This window comes from Pontimicrobium sp. MEBiC01747 (assembly GCF_053601635.1).
Genome location: NZ_JBSHNS010000259.1, coordinates 1 through 22,626, shown reverse-complemented (window position 1 = coordinate 22,626; position 22,626 = coordinate 1). Strand labels below are relative to the sequence as shown.

25 protein-coding genes are annotated in these 22,626 nt (G+C 31.8%); 6 read left to right on the top strand and 19 right to left on the bottom strand.

The features are described 5' to 3' along the window. Positions 1-2 precede the first annotated feature (2 nt). The 12 genes from ACVC2P_RS08390 to ACVC2P_RS08335 all read right to left on the bottom strand — a co-directional run bounded on the left by ACVC2P_RS08390 (position 3) and on the right by ACVC2P_RS08335 (position 10,206). Positions 3-2,012 (bottom strand): hypothetical protein, encoded by a 2,010-nt coding sequence (locus ACVC2P_RS08390; RefSeq protein WP_452598025.1) that lies wholly within the window; start codon positions 2,010-2,012, stop codon positions 3-5. A 32-nt stretch (positions 2,013-2,044) separates the two neighbouring features. Next, a complete protein-coding gene (locus tag ACVC2P_RS08385) occupies positions 2,045-2,395 on the bottom strand; it encodes a nucleotidyltransferase domain-containing protein (RefSeq protein ID WP_452598024.1) in 351 nt (116 codons plus the stop codon). Then, positions 2,392-6,360, bottom strand: a complete 3,969-nt coding sequence (locus tag ACVC2P_RS08380; protein ID WP_452598023.1) for a hypothetical protein — start codon at positions 6,358-6,360, stop codon at positions 2,392-2,394. The genes ACVC2P_RS08385 and ACVC2P_RS08380 overlap by 4 nt, the downstream gene beginning before the upstream one ends. Before the next feature lie 762 nt (positions 6,361-7,122). Then, positions 7,123-7,443, bottom strand: coding sequence for a hypothetical protein (locus ACVC2P_RS08375; RefSeq protein WP_452598022.1), 321 nt, complete (start codon positions 7,441-7,443; stop codon positions 7,123-7,125). A 2-nt stretch (positions 7,444-7,445) separates the two neighbouring features. Continuing rightward, complete coding sequence (locus ACVC2P_RS08370; RefSeq protein WP_452598021.1) at positions 7,446-7,823, bottom strand: hypothetical protein; 378 nt, start codon at positions 7,821-7,823, stop codon at positions 7,446-7,448. Then, positions 7,804-8,052, bottom strand: a complete 249-nt coding sequence (locus tag ACVC2P_RS08365; RefSeq protein ID WP_452598020.1) for a hypothetical protein — start codon at positions 8,050-8,052, stop codon at positions 7,804-7,806. The genes ACVC2P_RS08370 and ACVC2P_RS08365 overlap by 20 nt, the downstream gene beginning before the upstream one ends. Beyond that, the gene (locus ACVC2P_RS08360) at positions 8,049-8,189 is read right to left on the bottom strand and encodes a hypothetical protein (RefSeq protein WP_452598019.1); all 141 of its coding nucleotides are present in this window, start codon (positions 8,187-8,189) and stop codon (positions 8,049-8,051) included. The genes ACVC2P_RS08365 and ACVC2P_RS08360 overlap by 4 nt, the downstream gene beginning before the upstream one ends. Before the next feature lie 140 nt (positions 8,190-8,329). After that, on the bottom strand, positions 8,330-8,824 hold the full coding sequence (locus tag ACVC2P_RS08355) for an SUKH-3 domain-containing protein (RefSeq protein ID WP_452598018.1): 495 nt from the start codon (positions 8,822-8,824) through the stop codon (positions 8,330-8,332). Positions 8,825-8,836: 12 nt separating this feature from the next. Further along, complete coding sequence (locus ACVC2P_RS08350; protein ID WP_452598017.1) at positions 8,837-9,019, bottom strand: hypothetical protein; 183 nt, start codon at positions 9,017-9,019, stop codon at positions 8,837-8,839. Beyond that, positions 9,010-9,357 (bottom strand): YwqJ-related putative deaminase, encoded by a 348-nt coding sequence (locus tag ACVC2P_RS08345; protein ID WP_452598016.1) that lies wholly within the window; start codon positions 9,355-9,357, stop codon positions 9,010-9,012. The genes ACVC2P_RS08350 and ACVC2P_RS08345 overlap by 10 nt, the downstream gene beginning before the upstream one ends. Positions 9,358-9,568: 211 nt before the next feature. Further along, on the bottom strand, positions 9,569-9,901 hold the full coding sequence (locus ACVC2P_RS08340) for a hypothetical protein (protein WP_452598015.1): 333 nt from the start codon (positions 9,899-9,901) through the stop codon (positions 9,569-9,571). After that, positions 9,898-10,206, bottom strand: a complete 309-nt coding sequence (locus tag ACVC2P_RS08335) for an EndoU domain-containing protein (protein WP_452598014.1) — start codon at positions 10,204-10,206, stop codon at positions 9,898-9,900. The genes ACVC2P_RS08340 and ACVC2P_RS08335 overlap by 4 nt, the downstream gene beginning before the upstream one ends. Before the next feature lie 114 nt (positions 10,207-10,320). Between ACVC2P_RS08335 and ACVC2P_RS08330 the strand changes: the two genes are divergently transcribed. Continuing rightward, a complete protein-coding gene (locus ACVC2P_RS08330; RefSeq protein ID WP_452598013.1) occupies positions 10,321-10,590 on the top strand; it encodes an integrase core domain-containing protein in 270 nt (89 codons plus the stop codon). A gap of 66 nt (positions 10,591-10,656) precedes the next feature. On the opposite strand, the gene ACVC2P_RS08325 is transcribed toward ACVC2P_RS08330, so the two are convergent. The 5 genes from ACVC2P_RS08325 to ACVC2P_RS08305 form a co-directional block, all read right to left on the bottom strand. Further along, positions 10,657-11,559 (bottom strand): IS3 family transposase, encoded by a 903-nt coding sequence (locus ACVC2P_RS08325; RefSeq protein WP_452598068.1) that lies wholly within the window; start codon positions 11,557-11,559, stop codon positions 10,657-10,659. Further along, positions 11,523-11,957, bottom strand: a complete 435-nt coding sequence (locus ACVC2P_RS08320) for a hypothetical protein (protein ID WP_452598012.1) — start codon at positions 11,955-11,957, stop codon at positions 11,523-11,525. Before ACVC2P_RS08320 ends, ACVC2P_RS08325 begins: the two co-directional genes overlap by 37 nt. 114 nt (positions 11,958-12,071) lie before the next feature. Beyond that, a complete protein-coding gene (gene odhB / locus ACVC2P_RS08315; protein ID WP_452598011.1) occupies positions 12,072-13,304 on the bottom strand; it encodes a 2-oxoglutarate dehydrogenase complex dihydrolipoyllysine-residue succinyltransferase in 1,233 nt (410 codons plus the stop codon). A 79-nt stretch (positions 13,305-13,383) separates the two neighbouring features. Further along, entirely contained in the window at positions 13,384-13,749 is a 366-nt protein-coding gene (locus ACVC2P_RS08310; protein ID WP_452598010.1) for a DUF3887 domain-containing protein, read from the bottom strand. A 43-nt stretch (positions 13,750-13,792) separates the two neighbouring features. Beyond that, positions 13,793-16,552, bottom strand: a complete 2,760-nt coding sequence (locus ACVC2P_RS08305) for a 2-oxoglutarate dehydrogenase E1 component (protein ID WP_452598009.1) — start codon at positions 16,550-16,552, stop codon at positions 13,793-13,795. Positions 16,553-16,668: 116 nt separating this feature from the next. Here ACVC2P_RS08305 and ACVC2P_RS08300 point away from each other — a divergent pair, with 116 nt between their 5' ends. Continuing rightward, on the top strand, positions 16,669-17,196 hold the full coding sequence (locus ACVC2P_RS08300; protein WP_452598008.1) for an alpha-ketoglutarate decarboxylase: 528 nt from the start codon (positions 16,669-16,671) through the stop codon (positions 17,194-17,196). 14 nt (positions 17,197-17,210) lie between these two features. On the opposite strand, the gene ACVC2P_RS08295 is transcribed toward ACVC2P_RS08300, so the two are convergent. Both ACVC2P_RS08295 and ACVC2P_RS08290 read right to left on the bottom strand, forming a co-directional pair. Then, positions 17,211-17,564, bottom strand: a complete 354-nt coding sequence (locus ACVC2P_RS08295; RefSeq protein WP_452598067.1) for a hypothetical protein — start codon at positions 17,562-17,564, stop codon at positions 17,211-17,213. 35 nt (positions 17,565-17,599) lie between these two features. Continuing rightward, positions 17,600-18,574, bottom strand: a complete 975-nt coding sequence (locus tag ACVC2P_RS08290; RefSeq protein WP_452598007.1) for a polyprenyl synthetase family protein — start codon at positions 18,572-18,574, stop codon at positions 17,600-17,602. Positions 18,575-18,697: 123 nt separating this feature from the next. Here ACVC2P_RS08290 and ACVC2P_RS08285 point away from each other — a divergent pair, with 123 nt between their 5' ends. From ACVC2P_RS08285 to ACVC2P_RS08270, 4 genes are all read left to right on the top strand, one after another. Further along, positions 18,698-19,300 (top strand): TetR/AcrR family transcriptional regulator, encoded by a 603-nt coding sequence (locus ACVC2P_RS08285; RefSeq protein WP_452598006.1) that lies wholly within the window; start codon positions 18,698-18,700, stop codon positions 19,298-19,300. A gap of 10 nt (positions 19,301-19,310) precedes the next feature. Beyond that, entirely contained in the window at positions 19,311-20,711 is a 1,401-nt protein-coding gene (locus ACVC2P_RS08280) for a TolC family protein (RefSeq protein ID WP_452598005.1), read from the top strand. Between the two features lie 19 nt (positions 20,712-20,730). After that, positions 20,731-21,876: an efflux RND transporter periplasmic adaptor subunit gene (locus ACVC2P_RS08275; RefSeq protein WP_452598004.1), complete on the top strand. Its 1,146-nt coding sequence runs from the start codon at positions 20,731-20,733 to the stop codon at positions 21,874-21,876. A gap of 13 nt (positions 21,877-21,889) precedes the next feature. Next, a partial coding sequence (locus ACVC2P_RS08270; RefSeq protein ID WP_452598003.1) for an efflux RND transporter permease subunit occupies positions 21,890-22,626 on the top strand: 737 nt, incomplete at its 3' end.

Genomic DNA, 22,626 nt, shown 5'->3' with positions numbered 1-22,626 from the left:
TTTTACCTTGTTATTGGACATAGTGTTAATATATCATCTTCAAATTTACTTGCTCTAAAGCCTAGCTCCTCTATCAAACTACGTTCTTTAGTGGTAAAGAATGATTTATAGGCATCATCTACAACTTTTGAAACTTTATTTGCAGCTCCTTTAAGGCTGTTTAACAACTCATCTATCCATCCTTTTAAAGTTTCAAAATGCTTAGGTATATTTTTCACAAAAGATTTTACACTTCGCATAATCTTTAAAAAGAGCTCTACAGAAATTGTTATTTTTCTGTGCACTCCTTTTGCTACTTTACTAGAGACACGCCCAATTGCTTTCCCTAACTCTACATACGATCGTACGGCTCCTCTAATACCTTCGGCAACTGTACCTACTCCTGCTGTAGCCATAAAAATAAGGACCTCTTGTGCTATAAAACCAATTATATAACCCGTATAATAGCCAATACTATCAAACGGAATACTAACATCTGTAGCTTCACTAGCGGCATCTTTTATGTCTGAAAGGCTTAAGTTTTGCAAGCTTTGTATTGCACTAATACCTAACTCTCCTACTTTTTTTACAATAAAAAACTGGAAGCCCATGAACGCTTTTAAATTATCTAAGGTTATGGCATTGGTTATTATTTCGATACCATTTTCTAAACCTTCTATAATCATCCCCATATATGCTCCTGGAGAGTTTACGAATTTTACACCTTCTTTTAAAAGTGAGTATAACCCTTTACATATTAACGCTAAAATATCGAAGACTGTTTTTAAAAGGTCTACCAAACTATTTATAATACCCACTAATAAGCCATTATAAAACTCGAAAGCGCCTTTTAATGCAGATTGTATAAGCTCTAATAATGTTGTTAAATATTCTGGTATTTTATCTATAAAACGCTCTACACTATTTAATCTATTACCTATAAGTTTATCTAGTGGTTTTACACTTTTTAATTTTGTTACAATGTCCTTAATTTTTGGTGTAAACGGTTTAAAATACTCTTCATCTATGGCTTTCGATAATTTTTTTGGAGAAAAGCTTTCTGTTATTAATTTATAGCCTGGTAAAATAGGCTTATAATCTGGATTTGGTTTTCCTTCTTTAGTAGCTTCCCACCTATTGTCTGACAACCTTAAATTATCATGTATACCTATAGATACATACTCGAAAAAGTTTCCTAATGGTGCTAAAGTAAAATCTGCTGCAATTTCTACTAGTCGTGTTCCTAAATGTAAAAGTCCTCTTTTTAAGATTAAGAAAAAGGAGTTTTCATTTTCTGTTCCTTTATCTTTAAGATGCTTTTTTATTATTTGCGATACATAACCTGTGTCTACACTATTACCAAAAGTTCTAGCTATTCTTGCCATTTTTCTAGTTGGTAAAAATGTTCTATTATCTATGCCTGCTCCAGATTTAACTCTAAACACCGAACCAAAAATATTACTTGAGTCGTCGGTTTCTATAAATAACACAACTTCTCTATCCATAACTTGATTTATATTCAAGTAGGCGCGTTCTAATTGTGCTCCGTCACTGGAAATAAAAACGGTTACAAAAGCATCAACATCTTCAATTTCGTTTGCTATACGGTTTTGTTTTTTTGAGCCCTCAAACGGTTTCCCTTTTGTTGTTATAACCACCTCATCTAATTCTGTTGCTCCATCTAAAATGATATAAAACTGACCATCTATTTTATAATAATCTGCTCCGTTTGAAATAAGAAAATCTGGGCTATTTAACAGCTCTTCACTTAGTATAAAATTCGAAATATGACCTACTTTTGAGTTTGGGTTTAACTCTAAATACAAATCGCCATATTCTCCACTTAATGCCTCATGAAAATTAACTTTCCATGCGTCGCTGCCTTCTACAGGCTCGACATTAACATACCTGTTTTTGCTTGTAGGCAACTGCTCATCGAACGTTTGCTTTTTTTCCTCATTAGAAAACACAACAATATTCCTAAAACTCACTTTATGATCAAAGTTCTTGACTCCATAGTCATTTGAATTCATAATTTCTTCTTTTTAATTGTTATTGAATTATTTTAATCTAAAAGGTCTTGTAGTTGATTCTCTGGATATAGTATTTTAGTTTCTCTTAAATACTTAAGTATTGTATTTGCTTCTTCTTTACTAATCACTTTTAAGTCTATATGGTAGTTTTTATCTCTAGTCCATATTTCTGTATTTATTAGTGGAGAATCTGCTACTACTATAATATCCCAATCTTTGCCTTTTAGCATGTTCCAATTCTCAATGCTTGTTTTTGCTCTACTACCATACAATACTATTTTGTGCACTGTAGTAATGGTTTCTATTTGCTGTTTTAAATCATTGAGAATGTATGGCAGCACAGTATCGTGCTGCCATATCATTTCTAATTTCACTTGACTCATACTAAAAATCTATCTATAGGTAGGTTTGCATTTAAGTCTGAGTTTGATAACATTGTATCGCTCTTATCTGCAATTCTATCTAAGTAATCTTTAGGAGCTGTTACTTTTAAAGCTTCTTCATTAATCGAAATTTTTAATACATCGTAATTAGGGTCTATTAGACTTCCTTTCTCTGTAAATCTTTCGAAAGTGAATGTTGGAACTTTTTCAATATCTACTTGAAATTGAATTTTTAAAGGCTCTCCTTTTTTACTAAACATTTGTTTAGCTTCTACTCCAGGTATTAAAGAAATTTCTTCTGCTAGTTTTTGATAAATAACGCCTGAACTTGTATTTCCATTCCATGTAGCATCTCTATGTATTTCTATTTTTTGTCCCATACATGTAAATACTAAAGGAAATGCTTGCTCGCCATCGTACTCTCCTATATTAGTAAAGTAACTCCCTGAGTTATCTGTAAAACTAAACTCTACGGTTTTTCTTTCTTGTGATGCATCACTGACAACACCATCTTCACCTCCAATTAAAGTATTGGTTTGTTGAATTGGGTTATCTGTTAATGGATTGCCTTCAGAATCAAAAATTGGATTTCCATCGGAATCAAATAACGCAAAGTCATCGCAGTCTGTGTTACATGGTAATCCTTCTACATTTAGCCCTATAGATCCTGCTTGTAAAACGGTTAAGCTTGTTGGTAAACGTGTTTCCCAAGTTTTCTCTACTTCGCCTTCAATCGTTTCCATTTCTTCTGCAATAGACACATATAAATCGTTGTCTTGATCTATAATTAATCCTTCTCCATTCCAGATTTCTCCTGTAGACATGTACCAGTTTATAGCATCTTCAAATCCTGGGCGTACTGGTATTACCGTTCTTGCCATACCTGATTGTAAGAAGGCTTGAAAAATTGGATCTGCTGCATCTTGCGATTGAAATAATGCTTTCCAATCTGCTTCTTTAGCATAGAAATATGGATAGAATATGTAAGCCATAATTTCCCAATCGAATGCTTGTTCAAAGAATTTAACTGTTGAAGCATGATCTTGTAATCCTTCATTTTTCTTAACTGTAGATAAACCTGTAGATTCGTCTACTGGGTTATAGTTATCTTTAGAGACTTTGCTTTGCTCTATTAATAATTCTATAGCTATACGTTTTAACTCTCTTTTTTCTATACTTCTGTTAAGTAACGGGTTAAAGCTTAGTTTTTCTCTATCTCCAGTATTTGCTTCTAACTCTTTAGCTAATGTTGCTTCGTTATACTCACGTAAACGGTCGTTATATGCTTCTATAATTGCATTATAGGTTTCGTTTTTCCACTCGTTATAATACGCATCTGTACGCTCACACCTTACTACAACATTTACATTGGTTACCCAGTTAAGGTTAAAGTATCCAGATACCGGAACTTCTTCTCTATAATAAGGCCAAATACCTACAAAGTTTCCACTATTAACGCCTAAATTAAGTCCAGCTACGGTTACTTGTACTTGTCCGCTATGCTGCTTTCCAGAGGTTTTAGCTGCTGTTGCTTTATAGCCTTTAGGCACTTTAATAACTTCTTTAGAGGCTTTATTTGTTAATCTGTCACCATCTCCTCCTTGCTGAGATTTTGTTAATGAGGTTCCTACATAGCTATAATATTCTGGAGCTGCACTTACTTCTGCTCCATATTTAGCTGCGTAATATTGGTAGTTTCCTTCGTGTAAAAACCCTGCATGCTCTATACCATAATAGCTTAATGGTTTTGGTGCTTCTGGTAAAATTACTGCCGATGTGGTATCTGTACCGTCTTCTAAACTTTTATAAATTGCTTCTTTAAAAAAGCGTGCTGGTTCTGGTATAGCAAACTCATACATTAATCGTTTACCGTAGTTTATTAACTTGTTTTTGTAGATTTTATCTACCCAACGGTAAACTCCAGTAATATGCTTATCTCCTTTTCTATTATCGAATCCGTGTGTGTTATTTTCTTCGAATTCTCTTAAAATTCTAGAGGTACGTTTTCTACTTACCTTTTGTACTATACGCTCCATTGCACGCTCTGTAACTTCTTGTGCATAGGTTTGTGCTTGACTGTTTGAATTTGATGTAGAGCTTGATGTTGAAGCATCAAAATATGCACCTGCTCCAAATGTTATATTTCCACCTGGTGTTTTACCGCTTACGCTAGCATTTGCTCCAAAGTTAGTAGACTTGTCCTCGTTAAGTACAGTTGCTACTTCGCTTTGCATTTCGTTACGCTCTGTAGTTGTTGTATCTGTTAAGTTTTCTACTTCTTTTTCAGAAGTTTCCTCCGTCGTATTTTCTATACTTGTTAAGCTTCTTGTAGAACGTTCTTTGTACTCACGAGCCATAATATTCTCTATATGAGAGACTTCTCCTGGAACATAACAACATACTTCTTGCTCTACACGTCTAAAATCTGCAATACCTAAACTTGTTACACCATAAATTTCTGGCTTTTCTATATCTACAGGTGTTGTATCGTCTCCTTTTACAATTTCGCAACATCCGTTAAATACTAAACGCTTTTTAGAACTATCGTTTGTTACATCAAACCTTAGTGTTACGCCATTGTTTAAAGTAAATGTTCCTGAAAAACGATAACTTGCCGTATTACTTAACAGTTGGTTTATTGGAAAAAATAATCTCGCACTTGTATTGTCTAAACCTCCATTTACTTGCGCTGTTGTTCCTGCAATTTTTACTCCTGAATCTAAATTTGCTAGTTCGTAAGATACATTAGACACTTGCACACCAGAATATCCTGTTCCTAAAAACATGTTTAACCCAGGGTTATTAATTGCGCTTAAATTAGACACAAAAAAGCAATACGGATCTAACCTTAATTTATTACTACTTACTGCTGTTTTAACACCTCCTACTAATACGGTTTTTGGCGTAGTTCCTTCCTCGTTATCTATAATAACTTGAGTTTCGTTTTTAATTTTCGTGTTAATTTGCTCGTATACTTCAGAAAACTCTTCGTAAATACCTAACTCTTGCTTTTTAAAAACATCCATAGCTTCGTTAGACAGAACTCTGTTAAGCTCTCCCTCATTTACAGTTTTACGTTTTGTAAATTTGAATTTTGGTAATTTTAAATCTGGATAACTTTCTATTACTCTCTTTTCTCCTGTTTTTGGATCTGTTTCCTCTACAAGTACTGGTGTTGCCGCATCTGTAATTTTATCTACATTGGCATTGTACTCTATTAAAGCTGCATCGTACTCTTTCTGTAATGCTTTATTAGATTTTGCTTCTACTTCTTTTAACTCGCTATCTAACTTTCTAAAAACCTCTACATTACTTTTTGCAGTTTCAATTTCTACTGCTTTTAGCATGGCTCTTTCTTGAGCTTCTGTTATGCGTCTTGGTTTTGCTACTCTTGGTTTTACCTCATCTGAAAATAATGATTTTGTAATAACAACACTTGCACAGGCTCTACGTGTAAATAACTCTTCTTGATCTACTGTAAATACAATATCTGACTTTAATGACGCAGAAAACGTATTAAATGCTACTAAAAACTGATCTGCAATTAACATCTGTATTAATGCCTCACGTACATGTACAGATTTTTTAGTTACTGTTTGGTATATTAAGTTTTCCCAAATGGTTAATTTTAAATTCCCTAATGGAGTAGCTCCATTTAAATTATCTTTAATTGCTTTATACGATAATCCATTTTTATTACGCATTAACCAAGATGAAAACTTGTACAACCCTTCGTTTTGTTTACGTACATCTGTTCTGGTTTTATAAGCTGAAAACGTTGCTGCTTTTTCTTGTAGTTTTGCTGCTTTTTCTGCCTCTCGCACCCCTTCTATTGCCTTAACAAATGCACTACTTCCTTCGTTTGGATGAAATACAAAACCAGGATGGTTTTCCTTTTTGTCTATTAATTGTGGGTTACGTACGGTAACAAACTTAAATAGGTTTTGTTTAATTTCTTTGCTCATGTTTACTTTATTAAATTTTATACTTATTATTAAATTCTTGTTATCAAGAACTGCTGTCGTTTCGCTTTTCTAACAGGTTTACCTTAATACAAACCTTTAATAATAAAAGGCATTACTCTCCACCCTATTCAATAATATGTTTGAATAGTTAACCGTCGTTGTTTGATTTTTTAAGACGTCTTTTTAATGTAAAATCAAGAAATTATCGTTTTTTTATACAAATGATTGATTAATAGCTTTTTTTGCATAATTACGACCTAATTACAATACAAATATACAACATTTTACAAATGTAAACAAACATTTTACAATGTTTATTTGTAAAATGTTTAATTTAGTTGTTTAGAATTCTTTGAAGTGTTTTGTAATTATGTAATTTGTTGAGGTTTAGATGGTTTTACTGTATATAAAAAAGAGCATCATTATTTTGATGCTCTTAATATTGTTTGTTATTACTAAAAACACAGAATTAACTGTATAGACGCTCGTCTGTGACGAGTACCCGCTACCGCTAGTTTACAACTAGTGGAGGGCAAGAGTAAAACACACAATGTAGTTTTTAAATTATCTTTTTTAACTTAACGTATATATTTAATCTACAAACTAAAAGCTATTTAAAAAAATCTTAATAAAAACAAAAGCTTTCACATTTCTGTAAAAGCTCTTGTTTTATATTGACTCAAGTTTACCTCTAGTTACAAAATAGATGTAGCAGGAAAGTAGTAAGGTTTCATTCATTTTACTTAGGTTATTTCCCTTTAATCATTTTGGTTTTCTTGTATCTGTTAATAAACCAAACCTTTCGTCTTCCATAAAGCTTTTGAAATTCATTAAATGAGAATAAATTTCCTCATCTTTAAAGTTTATTTTTTCCAAAACTGGTGCTTTATCCATTATTTCATTAAAAGGATAATCTGGCTTTTCTTCTGCTAGCTTTATAGTTTTATATATTTTTTTTGTTACTTCTAAATCATAACTATCTTTTAATGTATCAGAAAGAATAGAATCATAATTTATTTCTTCTATCGAATCTACATTATACAAAAGCCAAATAGGTATCATCAGTACATTTTTATTTTCCATAATTATTCTTTTAATATTATTAATTCTATATTTTCTGTTTTAACTTTTGATTTTTCTAAAAAATCTACAAATTGCCTTAGTAAATCTTCTTTTGGTCTATAATGGCCACTATTGTTACTTATACTAATAATTGTGCCACTTATAACTTCTATTTCTCCAGCCATCGTAACATCTTTTCCTGATAAAAAACTAGAATGATGGAAATATAAGGGTTTATTATTTGTTGACGCAAAAACTCTTCCAAACTCATCCATTACAAATATAGCTTTTCCATTATTAAAGCGGTTTTCAATATTTAAAGAATCAAATAATTTGCCGTTATAATCAAATAATCTTCCTTCTTTAATAAAAACTTCATGTTTAAGTTTTTTCGGCCTCATTTAAATATTTGACTTTAAGTGGTGCAGCCCATCCAATACCTTTCTCTTCATTTAAAAAGATCTCTAACATCTTTTTAGTTTTGAAGTTATATAACTTAGCTTTTCTAGCTAATTCAGCTAATTCATCCAAATACTTAGACAAAGCTTTCTCTTTTGGTAAATCTGGATATTTAGCTTGGGGATATTTCCTAAACTTAGCTATGTAAACCAAATACTCTTCAAGAATCATGCTTTTTTTGCTGCTTCTAATCTTTTTTGTTTGATAAACTCAAGTTGCTCTTTATAATTTTTATCTTTAGCAATAATTGTGTCTCCTACAACAATATCACCTCTTTTCTTTTCTGTTCCTGTATATCTCCAACACATGCTCTTTAATTTTTAGTGAAACAAAAAGTAAATGCCTTGTTAGGAAAAAACAAAAAACCGCAAACCCATTTGTAATAAAGGTTTGCGGTTATATTTTAAGATAGACCTACGGATTTAAGGTGCAAATCCGCGCTATCGGGTTAATCATTCCACCCTGAGTAATTATCTGAAGGCTTCAAAACTCCAGAATCTAAATCTAATTGCAAATAACCTTTACTCCAATCAACTTTAATAAGAAGCTCTATACCTTCTCTTAAAGAATTGGAAATATGAAAAACATAATCTCCTAACATATATATTTTACCTTGGTTATCACAACCTATTCTATAAACATCTGGCATTAAAAATGCAAACATATAAATCTCTTTATTTATTACAGGAAATAAATAATCTAACTCATCTTTATCCTCTGACAAAATAATTAATTCTTTTTCAAAAATCTGTAATTTATTAATTACATCTGATTTATATCCTTTAGCGTCTAAAACCTCTAATTCTCCATACTCTTTTAAAAATTCTTTTAAGAATTCTGGAACTTTTTCTAATAAAGAAGAATTGTATGCATTTAATTTATTTCGCCCTTCTATCCATCCTGCTTTCCTAAATTGTTGCTGTACTATATTTGTAAAATTCATTTTTTTATTTTGTTAATCAAACACCTCTAATATATTAAAATACTTCAATAAAGGATTGCATGTGTCACAAGCTTTTTTTATTGTATTATTTTTAATTTTATCTGTTTTATGTATTTGTCTTGCTTGAGAAATAACTCCCTCAAACTCTTCTCTTACTTTATCTATTTTAATTTTTCCTTTTGGATCTACATCCATAACCATTTAGATATGGCATTAGGTTCTGCATACTTACCATGAGTTGGCCTTCTTCTTAAATACTCTGGAGCATTCTTTAACCATTCTTCAACAAGTGGATGTAATCCTTTTGGAAGCTCACCTCTTTCTAGACCGCTTTTATCAGAGTAAGCTGAAACTCTTTTTCCTTTTCCTTCTAAAATTGAAGTAACTGAGGGTCTTTTTTTTCCTGAAAAATTATCAATAGCATTCTTAATTAATCGCTCTAGCTCAAAAACCCCATCATTACTTAGTCTAGGAATCTTTTGTAATCTTATTAACTCATCCAAATACTTAGACAAAGCTTTCTCTTTTGGCAAATCTGGATATTTAGCTTGGGCGGCATCTTCATATTTTTTTTGTATAAAAATCTATCTCAGCATCTTTTATTCCCTTTTCTAAAATATTTCCTTTATCATCTGTGATATCTGTTTGACAAGCTTTTATAAAAAACAAAAAAAACGCCTTACCTAGACGTTCTTTTATTATTCTCGTTATGAGCACGGATTACAAATCCACGCTATCGGGTTTCTAGCTATTTTCTTCTACAAAAACTTTAAAAGCTTCCATAAATTCAATAAACTCATTAAAAGACCAAGTTACATCTGGTTTTGTACTTTCTCTTGCCCACATAAGCACTTCTGTTTTCTTTACAGCTATAAAAAAATCACTTCCTTCTACTTGGTAAGTATAATCTTCTTCTCCTTCTAAATTATTAGATTCTGTAATTATTTCTGAAGTCCATCCCCACCAATCTAATCCATCTAAAGCGTACTCAGATTCTTTAATAATACTATCTAAATCTACACCATAATCATTAAAGGTAGAGGATCCAAAATTCTTTTTTTTAAAATTATAATTCATTTTTTAAAATTAATTAAAGGGTAAGCATTAGTTAAATTACCTAATTCATCAAACTCAATACGTATTTCAAAAGTACCTTCACTATTTATAGTATCATATTTTCTATTAGTACTTCTAGGGTTGTAAGTTATACCGCTTGCTTTCATTTTATCATAAGCTAAGGCTATTTCCTCTTTTACTCTAATTATATCCCAATTTTTTGGAAAAAAAGTAGATGTAGGCTTCTTCGCATAACGAATTCCATCAACTATCATTTCTACATTTCCTTTGAAGGGAATATCATTAGGTAAGTTATCAAATTTCACTCCACTTGGCTTCGGCTATAGACACAAATAAATCGTTATCTTGGTCTGTTATTAAGCCTTAGCCATCCCAGATTTCTCCCGTAATCATGTACCAGTTTATGGCATCTTCAAATCTTGGAGACTGAAAATGCAGACCCATTAGAAAATGCCATAGCTGAAAGATTTAATGGAATTATTAAAGAAGAATACCTTAATGATTATCAAGTAAAAAATATAGAAAGTGCTAAAGATTTACTTAAAGCAGTTGTTAATCTATATAACAATGAAAGGCCACATATGAGTATAGGTAATCTAAAACCTAATCAAGTACATCAAAATAATATAAAAACAGAAAAACTATGGAAGAATTATTATGTAAAAAGTCCTATTATTGTAAACCAATAATAGGACTAAGAATAATGTCTAGTCCTAAATAATCGATACAGATTAATAAAGGATTAAATTTATTATTTAAAGCTGAACAATCCTATGATTGTTCAGCTTTTTTGATTTGTATTGTTTTCTTTTAAGTTTATTTTGTTTGTGCATTTGTATTGGAGTTAACATATGATTAGATAAATGAGGTCTTAGGTTATTATAAATATCGATAGTATTTTTAACGAGAGCTTTCTTTAGCTCTATATCTTTAATAGCACTAGTGACATTAAATTCTTGTTTTAATATACCATTAACACGTTCTGCAATTGCATTTTCATAAGGGTCATATTTTTCAGTCATACTTGACCTGATATCATTATCTTTTAGTAATTTTTGATACTCATTGGAGCAATATTGTAAACCTCTATCTGAGTGGTGTATCAAAGGTTGATTTTTATACATTCTATTAGATAATGCCATAGAGAGCGCTTGTAAAGAACCTTCTACACTTAAACTATTAGAAAGATTGTAACCTACTATTTTTTTAGAATAAGCATCAGTAATTAAGGCCAGATAAGAAGGGGTGCTTCTAGTTCCTACATAAGTAATATCGCTAACCCATATTGTTTCTGGTTTTTCTATCTCTAGATTGCATACTAGATTTTTATGTTTTCTAAAACGATGGTGAGAGTCTGTTGTAATATGGTAACTTCTCTTAGGCTTTATAAGCATGCGGTTAGCTCTCAATATTCTAAAAAGTTTATCTCTTCCTACCTTTAAAATCAATAGCTCTTTTTTAAGTATATAATAGAGCTTTCTAGTACCAAGCTTAGGCATGCTATTACGGATATTACGCACCAATGCTATAACCTTATGAACAATATATTGTTTATGTTTTCTTGACTTGATAGATCTATAATAGACCTGTCTATTTAGCCCGAGTAAATCACAGGTAGAAACTAACGTTTCTTTGTACTCTTCTTTAAAGAGGTCGATAACTCGGGTGTGTAATTTTTTCTGATTTGGATGTCATATTCTTTTTCTGCCATATCAACAAGCATATCAAAAATAATAACTTTTTTATCTGCTCGTTCGGCTAGATGTTCTGCTCTTGCTTTCTGCTTCTCCAAAAGTTTAACTTTGGCTTCGAGTTCTAATATTTTTTGCTCAGGGGTTTTTGACATTGTTTTGGGAGCTTGGTTTTCCCAATCAAAGGTACCATATTTTTGCAACCATTTTGTAACAGTAGAATCACCTTGAATACCATATTTCACCTTGGCTTGTGATTTTGTCAAATGACCTTGCTCTACTTCTTCAACTATTTGAAGTTTAAAAGAGAGCGAGTAATCTTTTTGGGTACGCTTGGTGTACCCATTGTTTTCTGATGTTTTCATTACACTAAGATTTTAGTGTATCGCTATTTTAGGACGGGACATTAAATTCATAAAAAAAGCGTAACTAAATAGTTACGCTTTTTTTTTATACTTACATTGGTATGATTACTTATATTAAAGTTCTAAAGCCTTTTTAATATCGTTATTCATTAATAACTCCGTTGGATTTTCTAGCGCTTCTTTAACAGCTACTAAGAATCCAACACTTTCTTTACCATCAATAATTCTATGATCGTAAGATAATGCAACATACATTATTGGGCGTATAACAACTTGTCCATCTACAGCTACTGGTCTTTCTACAATATTATGCATACCTAAAATACCACTCTGCGGAGGGTTAATTATTGGCGTAGACAACATACTTCCAAAAACACCTCCATTAGAAATAGTAAATGTTCCTCCTGTCATTTCATCTACAGTAATTTTACCATCTCTAGCTCTTAATGCTAAACGCTTTACCTCTGCCTCTACACCTCTAAATGATAAATTTTCGGCATTACGTATTACTGGAACCATTAATCCTTTTGGCCCAGATACCGCTATACTTACATCTACAAAATCGTAAGACAACATTTCTTTTCCATCTATCATAGAGTTTACAGCTGGATATAGTTTTAATGCTCTTACTACCGCTAAGGTAAAGAAAGACATAAAACCTAGACTTACACCATGTTTAGCCTTAAAAGTCTCTTTATACTCTTTACGTAAAGCAAAAATAGGAGACATATCTACTTCATTAAAAGTAGTTAACATTGCTGTTGTGTTTTTTGCTTCTACTAAACGTTCTGCTACTTTACGACGTAACATTGACATTTTACTCCTAGATGTTCCACGATTACCTCCGGTTGGAGTTCCCATAGATGGTACAGCATTAATTGCATCTTCTTTAGTTACTCGACCATCTTTTCCAGTTCCAGACACAGAGCCAGCATCCATACCTTTCTCAGCTAGAATCTTTTTAGCTGCAGGACTAGCTGTACCTGTAGCATATGTTTTAGATTCTACAGGAGCTGGTTTAGCTTGTTCAGCTTTTGGTGCTTCTTCTTTTTTCTCAACTTTAGCTGGAGCATCTCCTCCTTCTGGTTTTGCAGCGCTTGTGTCTATTAAACACACGACAGCACCTACCTCAACAGCATCACCTTCTTCAATTCTATTACCATCTTTGTCTGTAAGCGTTATTATTCCGCTTGCTTCAGCAGGAAGTTCTAATGTTGCTTTATCACTATCTACTTCTGCGATAGCTTGATCTTTTTCAACATAATCACCATCTTGAACTAACCATTCGGCTATTTCAACTTCTGTAATTGATTCTCCAGGAGAAGGCACTTTCATTTCTAAAATCATCGTACTATAATTTTGTATATTTTAAGTCTGTTGTGAATTTTAGACTAATTTATTTTACTTATTATTTTTTTTATTTTTTTTATTTTTTTTGTTGCGCTACTATATACAAACCACTAACTTTTCCGTTTGTATTATTAACACTTACACGAACATCCATAACATCTTTTGCAAAAGTTGTTTTATAAACAGCTGCTTGGTCTTTAACATTATAATATTCCATTGTTTTAATATCTCCACGAGATGCTTTAATTCTAGTATAAAATGCTACGGTTCGCTCTAATGGCATTTTTGCTTTCATTTCTGTATCAAACATATTAAAAATTGCTTCATAATTAGAAGCATTATATGCCGTTTGGAAATCGGTTGCTGCTTTTTTATTTGCACTAGATTGTGAAAACCCTAATGAGAAACATAATAATGCAATAATTAAAAGTCCTTTTTTCATTTGTCTATGTATTAAAATTGGAGCAATACTACTTCAATTGTGTTTAACGTTGATTATTTTTTGTTTTATCAAATACGTAATCTATTACTTCTTGATGACGTTTTTTTGAACGTGTAGAACTTCCTGCAGATGGTGCACCGTAAGGTCTTCTTGAAGCAGCTCTAAATGTTCTTGTTTCTTCTAAATGCATTAACATGTGGCTGTAAGCCCCCATATTCCTTGGTTCTTCTTGTGCCCAAACCACATCTTCTACATGTTTATATTTATCTAATATTGTACGTATTTCTTTCTTTGGTAATGGGAATAATTGTTCTATTCTTACAATAGCAACATCTTCTCTACCTTCTTTCTCTCTTACTTCTTCTAAATCGTAATAGAATTTCCCCGTTACAAATACTAAAGTTTTTACTTTATCTACAGTAACGTTATCATCGTCAATTAAAGTTTGAAAGCTTCCATTTACAAAAGAATCTACTGTAGATACAGCCTTAGGGTGACGTAATAAACTTTTTGGTGTAAATACAATTAATGGTTTTCTATAGCCAACCTTCATTTGTCTACGCAACAAATGAAACATATTTTCTGGTGTTGTACAATCAGCAACAAACATATTGTCTTTTGCACATAATTGTAGGTAACGTTCCATTCTTGCAGATGAGTGTTCTGCTCCCTGATTCTCGTAACCATGTGGTAATAACATGACTAAACCATTCTGCATTTTCCATTTATCTTCTCCCGCAGAAATGTACTGATCTAACATAATTTGCGCACCATTACTAAAGTCTCCAAATTGTGCTTCCCAAATAGTTAATGTTTTTGGGCTTGCCATAGCATAACCATAATCGAAACCTACAACTCCATACTCAGACAATAATGAGTTGTAAATGTAGAAATCTCCTTGTGTGTCACTTACATTATTAAGTAATACAACTTCTTCTTCACTATCTTCTACTTTAACAACAGCGTGTCTGTGTGAAAATGTACCACGTTCTACATCTTGTCCAGATATTCTAACATTGTACCCTTCTTCTAATAATGTTCCATAAGCCAAATGTTCAGCCATAGACCAATCAAGTTGGTCATTATCAAACATTTTTTGTCTAGCTTCTGTTATACGCTCTATTTTACGAATAAACTTTTTATCTTCTGGTAGGTTAGAAATAACTTTCGTTATTTTTTCTAGTTGTTCTCTTGTTGTTGTTGTATCAACAGTTTTCATCATTTCTTCTTCATCTACACGTGAAAAATCTTTCCACTCGTGCTCCATAAATGGTGTAATAACTGTTTTATCTTCTTTTCTAGAATCTATTAAATTCTCTTCTAATGTATTTAGGTAATCTGCTTCAAGCTTCTTTACATATTCTTTTGTAATAACATCTTCGGTTATTAACTTCTCTACATAAATATCTCTTGGATTGGCATGGTTTTTTAAAGCCTTGTATAGCTTTGGCTGTGTAAATCTAGGTTCATCTCCTTCATTATGCCCATATTTTCTGTAGCCTAATAAATCTATAAATACATCGCGTTTAAATTGCATTCTAAAATCTAATGCAAATAACATAGCATGTACTACAGCTTCTGCATCGTCTGCATTTACGTGTAATACTGGCGATAATGTTACTTTACCAACATCTGTACAATACGTACTTGATCGTGCATCTAAGTAATTAGTAGTAAACCCTACTTGGTTATTTACAACGACATGAATGGTACCATTAGTTCGGTAACCATCTAACTGCGCCATTTGCACAACTTCGTAAATTAAACCTTGACCTGCTATTGCGGCATCTCCGTGTACTACTATTGGTAATACTTTACTAAAGTCGTCTTTATGGTATTTATCTTGTTTTGCTCTCGCTATACCTTCAACAACTGCTCCAACTGTCTCTAAGTGCGATGGATTTGGTGCAATACTTAAATGTATTTTTTTACCTGAATCTGTTTCACGGTTACTCGTTAAACCTAAATGGTATTTAACATCTCCATCGAATATTTTTTCTTCATAGTCTTTACCATCGAACTCACTAAAAATATCTTTTGTCGATTTACCAAATATATTTGCTAATGTACTTAAACGACCACGGTGAGCCATTCCCATTACAAACTCTTTAACACCTAGATCTGCTGCCTTTTCAATTACAGCGTCAAGAGCTGGTATTAATGATTCGCCTCCTTCTAAAGAGAATCGTTTTTGTCCTACATATTTTTTATGTAAAAACGCTTCAAAAGAAACGGCTTCGTTTAACTTTTTAAGAATATGTTTTTTCTGGTCTGCCGAAAATTTAGGCTGATTATCGTTAATGTTAAGTTTATTCTGAATCCATTGTATTTCTTCTGGCTTTCTAATATACATGTACTCTACACCAATAGCATCACAATAAATAGACTCTAAATGATCTATTATTTGCTGTAATGTTTGTTGTGGGCCAAGTCCCAAAATATCTCCTGCATTAAATGTAGTATTTAAGTCGGAAGCAGATAAGCCAAAGTTTTCAATCTCTAGCGTTGGTGCATATTTTCTACGCGCTCTAACCGGATTGGTTTTTGTAAATAAGTGACCTCTATTTCTATAGCCATCTATTAGTTTTACAACTTGAAATTCTTTTTGAACATGTTCTGGAATCTGAGTAGAAACGCCTTCTACTATTTCACCTTCCATTCCGTAATTTTCACTACCAAAGTCGTAGCCTTGAAAAAAGGCTCTCCAACTTGGTTCTACAGAATCTGGGTTTACAAGATATTGTTCGTATAAGTCAGCAAAGTATGCTGTATGTGCTGCGTTTAAAAAGGAATATTTATCCATGTTATGTATAAGACGTGTTCGCTTCAACAAAATTTCATCAAAAATACAACTTTTACTAAAAATACTAATGCTTTTATTATATTTATAACTTTTACACCCAACAAATTGTATTAGTTATGAGAATTAACACTAATAAATATTCCTTTTTACTACTATTTTTCTTTATTTATAGTATAATAACGGCTCAAAATAATAACGACCAAAAGACTAACAATTTTTGGAGCAATGTTAGCTTTGGAGGAGGAATAGGTGTAAGTACTGGTACTGGTTTTTTTAGTGCGACTTTAGCGCCAAGTGCTATTTATAATTTTAATGACCAATTTGCTTTAGGTGTTGGACTTAATGGTACTTATAACAGAAGTAAAGATTTTTTTAAGTCCACTATTATTGGAGGAAGTGTTATTGGCCTTTTCAATCCTATAGAAGCCTTACAGTTATCTGCAGAATTTGAAGAATTAAACGTAAGTAGAAACTTTGACAGCCCCGACTTTCAAGATGATAATTATTGGTACCCTGCTTTATTTATGGGTATTGGTTATAGGAGTCAAAATGTAACTTTTGGAATTAGATATGATGTGCTTTACGATGAGAATAAAAGTATTTATATAGATCCTTGGGCTCCTTTTGTTAGATTTTATTTCTAATAAACATAATCTATTTAAGAAGAATATTTATTCTTAAACCATACTTTTTGCCACTCTCGTTTAAGGATTAAAAAGGTTACATCTTCTGATAGTTTTAAAGTATCATTTCCATCTAAAGCCTTTATATTAACTTCTGGTACGTCTATAATGTATAATAAGTTTAAATACTCTGGAAACTTCTCTTGAATAAGTTTGTAAACCGTTTCATGCAATAACAATTTTAAATCTTCTGGTAAAATATCTTCGTTAAAATCTAGATCGATATTAGCAAATAGAAAATCTTTATTTATTTGATGTACCAATTTTGTATACAAATCTAATTGGCTAGCTTCAGTAATAAGCTCATTAAATGTATTAGGTAATTGCATCACTGTTTATATTTCATTTTTAATGGACTGCAAACTTATACTTTACGAGTCATCAAAGCGTTACCAAATTGTTTTAATATTGTTTTCTTTTCTTCAGAAATACTTAATGTATCTAAAACAGAAAAGGCTTGTTTAGTATAATTTTCTATTTCATTTTGGGTAGCTGTATCAGAACCACTAGATATAAATGCTTCCTTTACAGTTTCAATTTTCTCAACATTATCTTTTAAGTTTACTGTAAACAACTGCTCTAACTGAGTCTTTTTAATAGAGTCTAGAACCTCAATAGCTTTAAGATATAAGTATGTTTTTTTATTTTCTATAATATCACCTCCAACTTGTTTTCCAAATGTTTTAGGATCTCCAAAAGCATCTAAATAATCGTCTTGCAATTGAAATGCTATACCTAACAATTTACCAAAGTTATAAATATGTTCTTGATCTTGTTCGCTTGCTCCAGCTACTATTGCTCCCATTTTCATAGCAGCTCCAACCAAAACAGCCGTTTTATACTCAATCATTTTTAAATACTCGGCGATTGTAACATCCTCACGAGTTTCAAAATCAACATCGTATTGTTGTCCCTCGCAAACCTCTAGAGCGGTCTTACTAAATAACTTTGCTAGGGCATAAAATGTATTTGGCTCATAATTTTCAAACAATTGGTAGGCCATAATTAACATGGCATCTCCTGAAAGTATCCCTGTATTTATATCCCATTTTTCGTGTACAGTTTTTTTACCTCTTCTTAAAGGAGCATCGTCCATAATATCATCATGAACTAATGAAAAATTATGGAATATTTCTATACTTAATGCGGCATCTAAAGCTTTTTCATAACTGCAATTAAATAACTCTGCAGTCATTAAAGTTAAAACAGGTCGTAAACGTTTTCCTCCTAATTTTAAAATATAGTTAATAGGAGCATATAAGTTTTCTGGCTCTCGATCTTTAGAATAACGCTCCAAATACTCTATAAAAAGCGTTTGATACTGTTGTGTTTGTTGCATGCAGCAAAAATAAAGGAAATGAGATTACTAAAACAAATACTTTAAGCTAATGTTAAAAAAATATTAAAACTACGGAAACTTTTTTTGTTTTTAAAGTTTCCAAATGTATCTTTGCACCTAATTATGAGAGAACAAATAATAATAAAATCGACCGAACTGTTTCTTACACTGGGTTTTAAAAGTGTAACAATGGACGATATAGCTAGTGAAATGGCTATATCTAAAAAAACAATTTATGTCCATTTTAAAAATAAAACTAAGCTAGTTGAAGCTGTTACGTTTAATCTTTTTGAAAACATCTGTGATGGTATCGATGGCATTTGTGAAGCATCTGCAAACCCTATCGAAGAATTATACGACATTAAAATGTTTGTTATGAATCATTTAAAAAGCGAAAAAACGTCTCCCCAACACCAATTAAAAAAATATTACCCCCAAATATACGATGTGCTAAGAATGAAACAGTTTGACAAAATGCATGACTCGGTCAAAAAAAGCCTCCAAAAAGGAATAGAGACTTCAGTTTTTAGATCTAACATTGATGTGGATTTTATATCTCGAATGTATTTTAATGGAATGACTGGTATTAAAGATGATGTCATTTTCCCAAAAACTAAATTTAATATGGACTATTTAATGGAAAGCTATTTAGAATACCATTTAAGAGCCATTGTTACAGAAAGTGGATTGCAAATATTAAATCAATTTATAAATAAAACCAACTAAAATAGATAGAATGAGACACATTCAAATCATCGTACTTTTACTAATGACATCGTTTACTTACTCGCAAGAGAAAAAACAAAACTTCACTTTACAGGAAGCTATAGATTATGCATTAGAAAATAACCGCACTGCAAAAAATGCAGCTTTAGATATTGATGCTGCAAAACAGCAAAAGTGGGAAACTACCGCTATGGGGCTACCCCAAATAAATGGAAAAATAGAATACCAAAATTGGATAAAACAACAAGTATCTTTATTACCTGCTGCTGCTTTTGATAACACACAGAGTACAATAGATATTGTTAATGATTATTTTGATGTTAACCAAGATAATTTTGATGTTAACGCTCCACAGGGCTTTATTCCTCTTCGTTTTGGTACTAAACAAACTGTAAATGCCAATGTTACATTAAGTCAATTAATTTTTGACGGCTCTTATTTAGTTGGTTTACAATCTGCGAAAGTCTTTTTAGAAATCTCAAAAAATGCTAAGGAGAAAACAGATTTAGAAGTGAGAAAAGCAGTTATAAATGCATATGGTAACGTTTTACTAGCCGAAGAAAGTCTTGAAATCCTAAAACGCAATATAGCTGTCTTAGAAAAAAACTTAGACGATACTACAAAAATATACGAAAACGGGCTAGAGGAAGAAGAAAGCGTAGAACAGTTACAGATTACACTTTCTAGTGTAAAAAGTAACCTAAGCAATACACAACGTCTTAAAAAATTAGCCTATCAGATGCTAAATATAACCATAGGAAAAGAAATTAATTCTAAAACTATACTTATGGATAATTTAGAATCTTTAACTAGTAAAAATATAGATCTTGGATTATTACAACTAGATAACGGTGTTGAAAATACTATTGATTATAAAATTGCTCAAAATGATAAAACCTCTAAAGAGCTTTTAGTTAAGTTAGAAAAGAGCAAAGCGCTCCCTAGTTTATCTGCCTTTATTAATGCAGGATATAATGGAAACAATGATAATTTCGACTTTTTAAAGAAAGACCAACAATGGTTTGGTTCCTCTTTATTAGGCTTTACAATGAACATCCCTATTTTTAGTTCTGGTATGCGAAGTGCAGCAACCCAACGTGCTAAAATAAACCTTGAAAAAGCAGAAGAAACATTAACAGAAACTGAACAAAAAATAAAACTAGAAATAGCGGCTGCGAAAAGCGACTACCAATTTGCTATAGAAGATTACGATAACAAAAAAGATAATTTAGCTTTAGCAGAACGCATTGAACAAAAGAATCAAGTAAAGTTTTTTGAAGGTATTGGTTCTAGTTTCGAGTTACAACAAGCACAAAGACAACTATATGCAGCACAGAACGATTTATTACAAACCATGCTAGAAATAATCAATAAAAAAACCGCACTAGAAACGGTATTAAACCAAATATAAACTGAGAAAACTAAACGCAATGAAAAATATACTATCAATACTATCACTAACTTTAATTCTAGCCTCTTGTGGCAAAGATAAAGCCAGTAAAAAAATGGACTTAGAGTCTATTAAAAAAGAACGTAGCGAACTGGTTGCAAAACAACAAGAATTGGCAGCATCTATTAAAGCTATTGATTTAAAAATAGATGAATTATCACCAGCAAAAAAATTACCATTAATAACAACATTTACAGTTGAATCTAAAAAATTTGAACACTATTTAGAATTACAAGGAAATGTTGCAACAAAACAGAACCTTGTAATAACACCAGAAATGGCTGGTATTTTAAAACAAGTTTTTGTTAAAGAAGGGCAACGCGTCTCTAAGGGACAATTATTAGCTAGAATTGATGATGGTGGGTTAAGTTCGCAAGTTGCACAACTGCAAATTCAAGCAGATTTAGCAAAAACAACTTACGATAGACAAAAACGCCTTTGGGAACAAAAGATTGGTAGTGAAATACAGTATTTACAAGCCAAATCTGCTTACGAAGCACAACAAAAAGCTATAGCTCAATTAAACAGTACGCTAGCAAAAACAGCAGTAAGAGCACCGTTTTCTGGTATTATAGATGATGTTATTACAGAACAAGGCAATGTTGTTGCACCTGGACAAACACAGTTAATGAGAATAGTAAACCTTAAAGACATGTATATTTCTGTAGATGTTCCTGAACGTTATATTAGTAATGTCACAAAAAATAAAGCTGTACAGGTTAACTTTCCAATTTTAGGAGAAACTATAGATGCTACTATTAGGCAAACTGGTAATTTTATTAATCCAGCAAATAGAACATTTAATATAGAGATAGCTGTACCTAACAAAAAAGGCAACATAAAACCTAATTTAACGGCAAAGCTTAAAATTAACGACTACACAAACGAAAAAGCGATACTAATTCCTCAAAATATCATTTCTGAAAATGCAAATGGAGAGCAATACGTATACATATTAGAAAATAAAACCGATAGTATAGCAACTGCCAAGCGTGTTATTATAGAAACAGGAAAAACACAAGGCGATGTTATTGAAGTTTTAAAAGGTATAGATAATAACACAGAAATAATACAAGAAGGGGCACGTAGTGTTAAAGATGGCCAAAAGGTAAAACTAATAGACTAAAACCTATATTCTAATGAGTAAAAAGAAAAACAAAAAGAAGAAGATAGTAGATAAGGAGTTTGGTTTATCGTCGTGGGCCATAAATAACAAATCTACCATATACATGGCCATGGCACTAATATTAGTTTTAGGGATCTCTGCCTATTTTAGTATGCCAAGAGAAAACTTCCCAGAAATAAAAGAAACTAAAATATATGTAAGCTCTTTATTTCCTGGAAATACAGCCGAAGATATAGAAAAACTAATTACCGACCCTTTAGAAGACAAACTAAAAACAGTTAGTAACGTTGTAGAAATAACCTCAACATCTCAAGAAGACTACTCTATGGTTATAGTGGAGTTTGATGAGAGTATTACTGTTGAACAGGCTAAACAAAAAGTAAAAGACGAAATAGATTCTGAAACTTCGGGAGAAGACTGGCCTACATTTAACAATGCCAAAGTAGAACCCAATGTATTTGAATTAAGCATGAGTGAAGAAATTCCTATTCTTAATATTAATATTTCTGGAGATTACCCTGTTGCAAAACTTAAAGAGTTCGGTGAATATTTACAAGATGAAATAGAGGATTTACAAGAAATTAAAAAAGTAGATATTCGTGGTGCTCAAGAAAAAGAAATTGAAGTTGCCGTAGACGTCTACAAAATGATGGCTTCGCAAGTTAATTTCAATGATATTATTGGTGCTATTGGTAATGGAAACATGACCATGTCTGCAGGAAACTTAATAGCTAGCGGACAACGTAGAAC

What these genes read in the sequence shown, in the direction of transcription:
- ACVC2P_RS08390 (WP_452598025.1), bottom strand. Translation starts at nt 2,012, where the DNA reads ATGAATTCAAATGACTATGGAGTCAAGAACTTTGATCATAAAGTGAGT.
- ACVC2P_RS08385 (WP_452598024.1), bottom strand. Translation starts at nt 2,395, where the DNA reads ATGAGTCAAGTGAAATTAGAAATGATATGGCAGCACGATACTGTGCTG.
- ACVC2P_RS08380 (WP_452598023.1), bottom strand. Translation starts at nt 6,360, where the DNA reads ATGAGCAAAGAAATTAAACAAAACCTATTTAAGTTTGTTACCGTACGT.
- ACVC2P_RS08375 (WP_452598022.1), bottom strand. Translation starts at nt 7,443, where the DNA reads ATGGAAAATAAAAATGTACTGATGATACCTATTTGGCTTTTGTATAAT.
- ACVC2P_RS08370 (WP_452598021.1), bottom strand. Translation starts at nt 7,823, where the DNA reads ATGAGGCCGAAAAAACTTAAACATGAAGTTTTTATTAAAGAAGGAAGA.
- ACVC2P_RS08365 (WP_452598020.1), bottom strand. Translation starts at nt 8,052, where the DNA reads ATGATTCTTGAAGAGTATTTGGTTTACATAGCTAAGTTTAGGAAATAT.
- ACVC2P_RS08360 (WP_452598019.1), bottom strand. Translation starts at nt 8,189, where the DNA reads ATGTGTTGGAGATATACAGGAACAGAAAAGAAAAGAGGTGATATTGTT.
- ACVC2P_RS08355 (WP_452598018.1), bottom strand. Translation starts at nt 8,824, where the DNA reads ATGAATTTTACAAATATAGTACAGCAACAATTTAGGAAAGCAGGATGG.
- ACVC2P_RS08350 (WP_452598017.1), bottom strand. Translation starts at nt 9,019, where the DNA reads ATGGATGTAGATCCAAAAGGAAAAATTAAAATAGATAAAGTAAGAGAA.
- ACVC2P_RS08340 (WP_452598015.1), bottom strand. Translation starts at nt 9,901, where the DNA reads ATGAATTATAATTTTAAAAAAAAGAATTTTGGATCCTCTACCTTTAAT.
- ACVC2P_RS08320 (WP_452598012.1), bottom strand. Translation starts at nt 11,957, where the DNA reads ATGAAAACATCAGAAAACAATGGGTACACCAAGCGTACCCAAAAAGAT.
- odhB (WP_452598011.1), bottom strand. Translation starts at nt 13,304, where the DNA reads ATGATTTTAGAAATGAAAGTGCCTTCTCCTGGAGAATCAATTACAGAA.
- ACVC2P_RS08310 (WP_452598010.1), bottom strand. Translation starts at nt 13,749, where the DNA reads ATGAAAAAAGGACTTTTAATTATTGCATTATTATGTTTCTCATTAGGG.
- ACVC2P_RS08305 (WP_452598009.1), bottom strand. Translation starts at nt 16,552, where the DNA reads ATGGATAAATATTCCTTTTTAAACGCAGCACATACAGCATACTTTGCT.
- ACVC2P_RS08300 (WP_452598008.1), top strand. Translation starts at nt 16,669, where the DNA reads ATGAGAATTAACACTAATAAATATTCCTTTTTACTACTATTTTTCTTT.
- ACVC2P_RS08295 (WP_452598067.1), bottom strand. Translation starts at nt 17,564, where the DNA reads ATGCAATTACCTAATACATTTAATGAGCTTATTACTGAAGCTAGCCAA.
- ACVC2P_RS08290 (WP_452598007.1), bottom strand. Translation starts at nt 18,574, where the DNA reads ATGCAACAAACACAACAGTATCAAACGCTTTTTATAGAGTATTTGGAG.
- ACVC2P_RS08285 (WP_452598006.1), top strand. Translation starts at nt 18,698, where the DNA reads ATGAGAGAACAAATAATAATAAAATCGACCGAACTGTTTCTTACACTG.
- ACVC2P_RS08280 (WP_452598005.1), top strand. Translation starts at nt 19,311, where the DNA reads ATGAGACACATTCAAATCATCGTACTTTTACTAATGACATCGTTTACT.
- ACVC2P_RS08275 (WP_452598004.1), top strand. Translation starts at nt 20,731, where the DNA reads ATGAAAAATATACTATCAATACTATCACTAACTTTAATTCTAGCCTCT.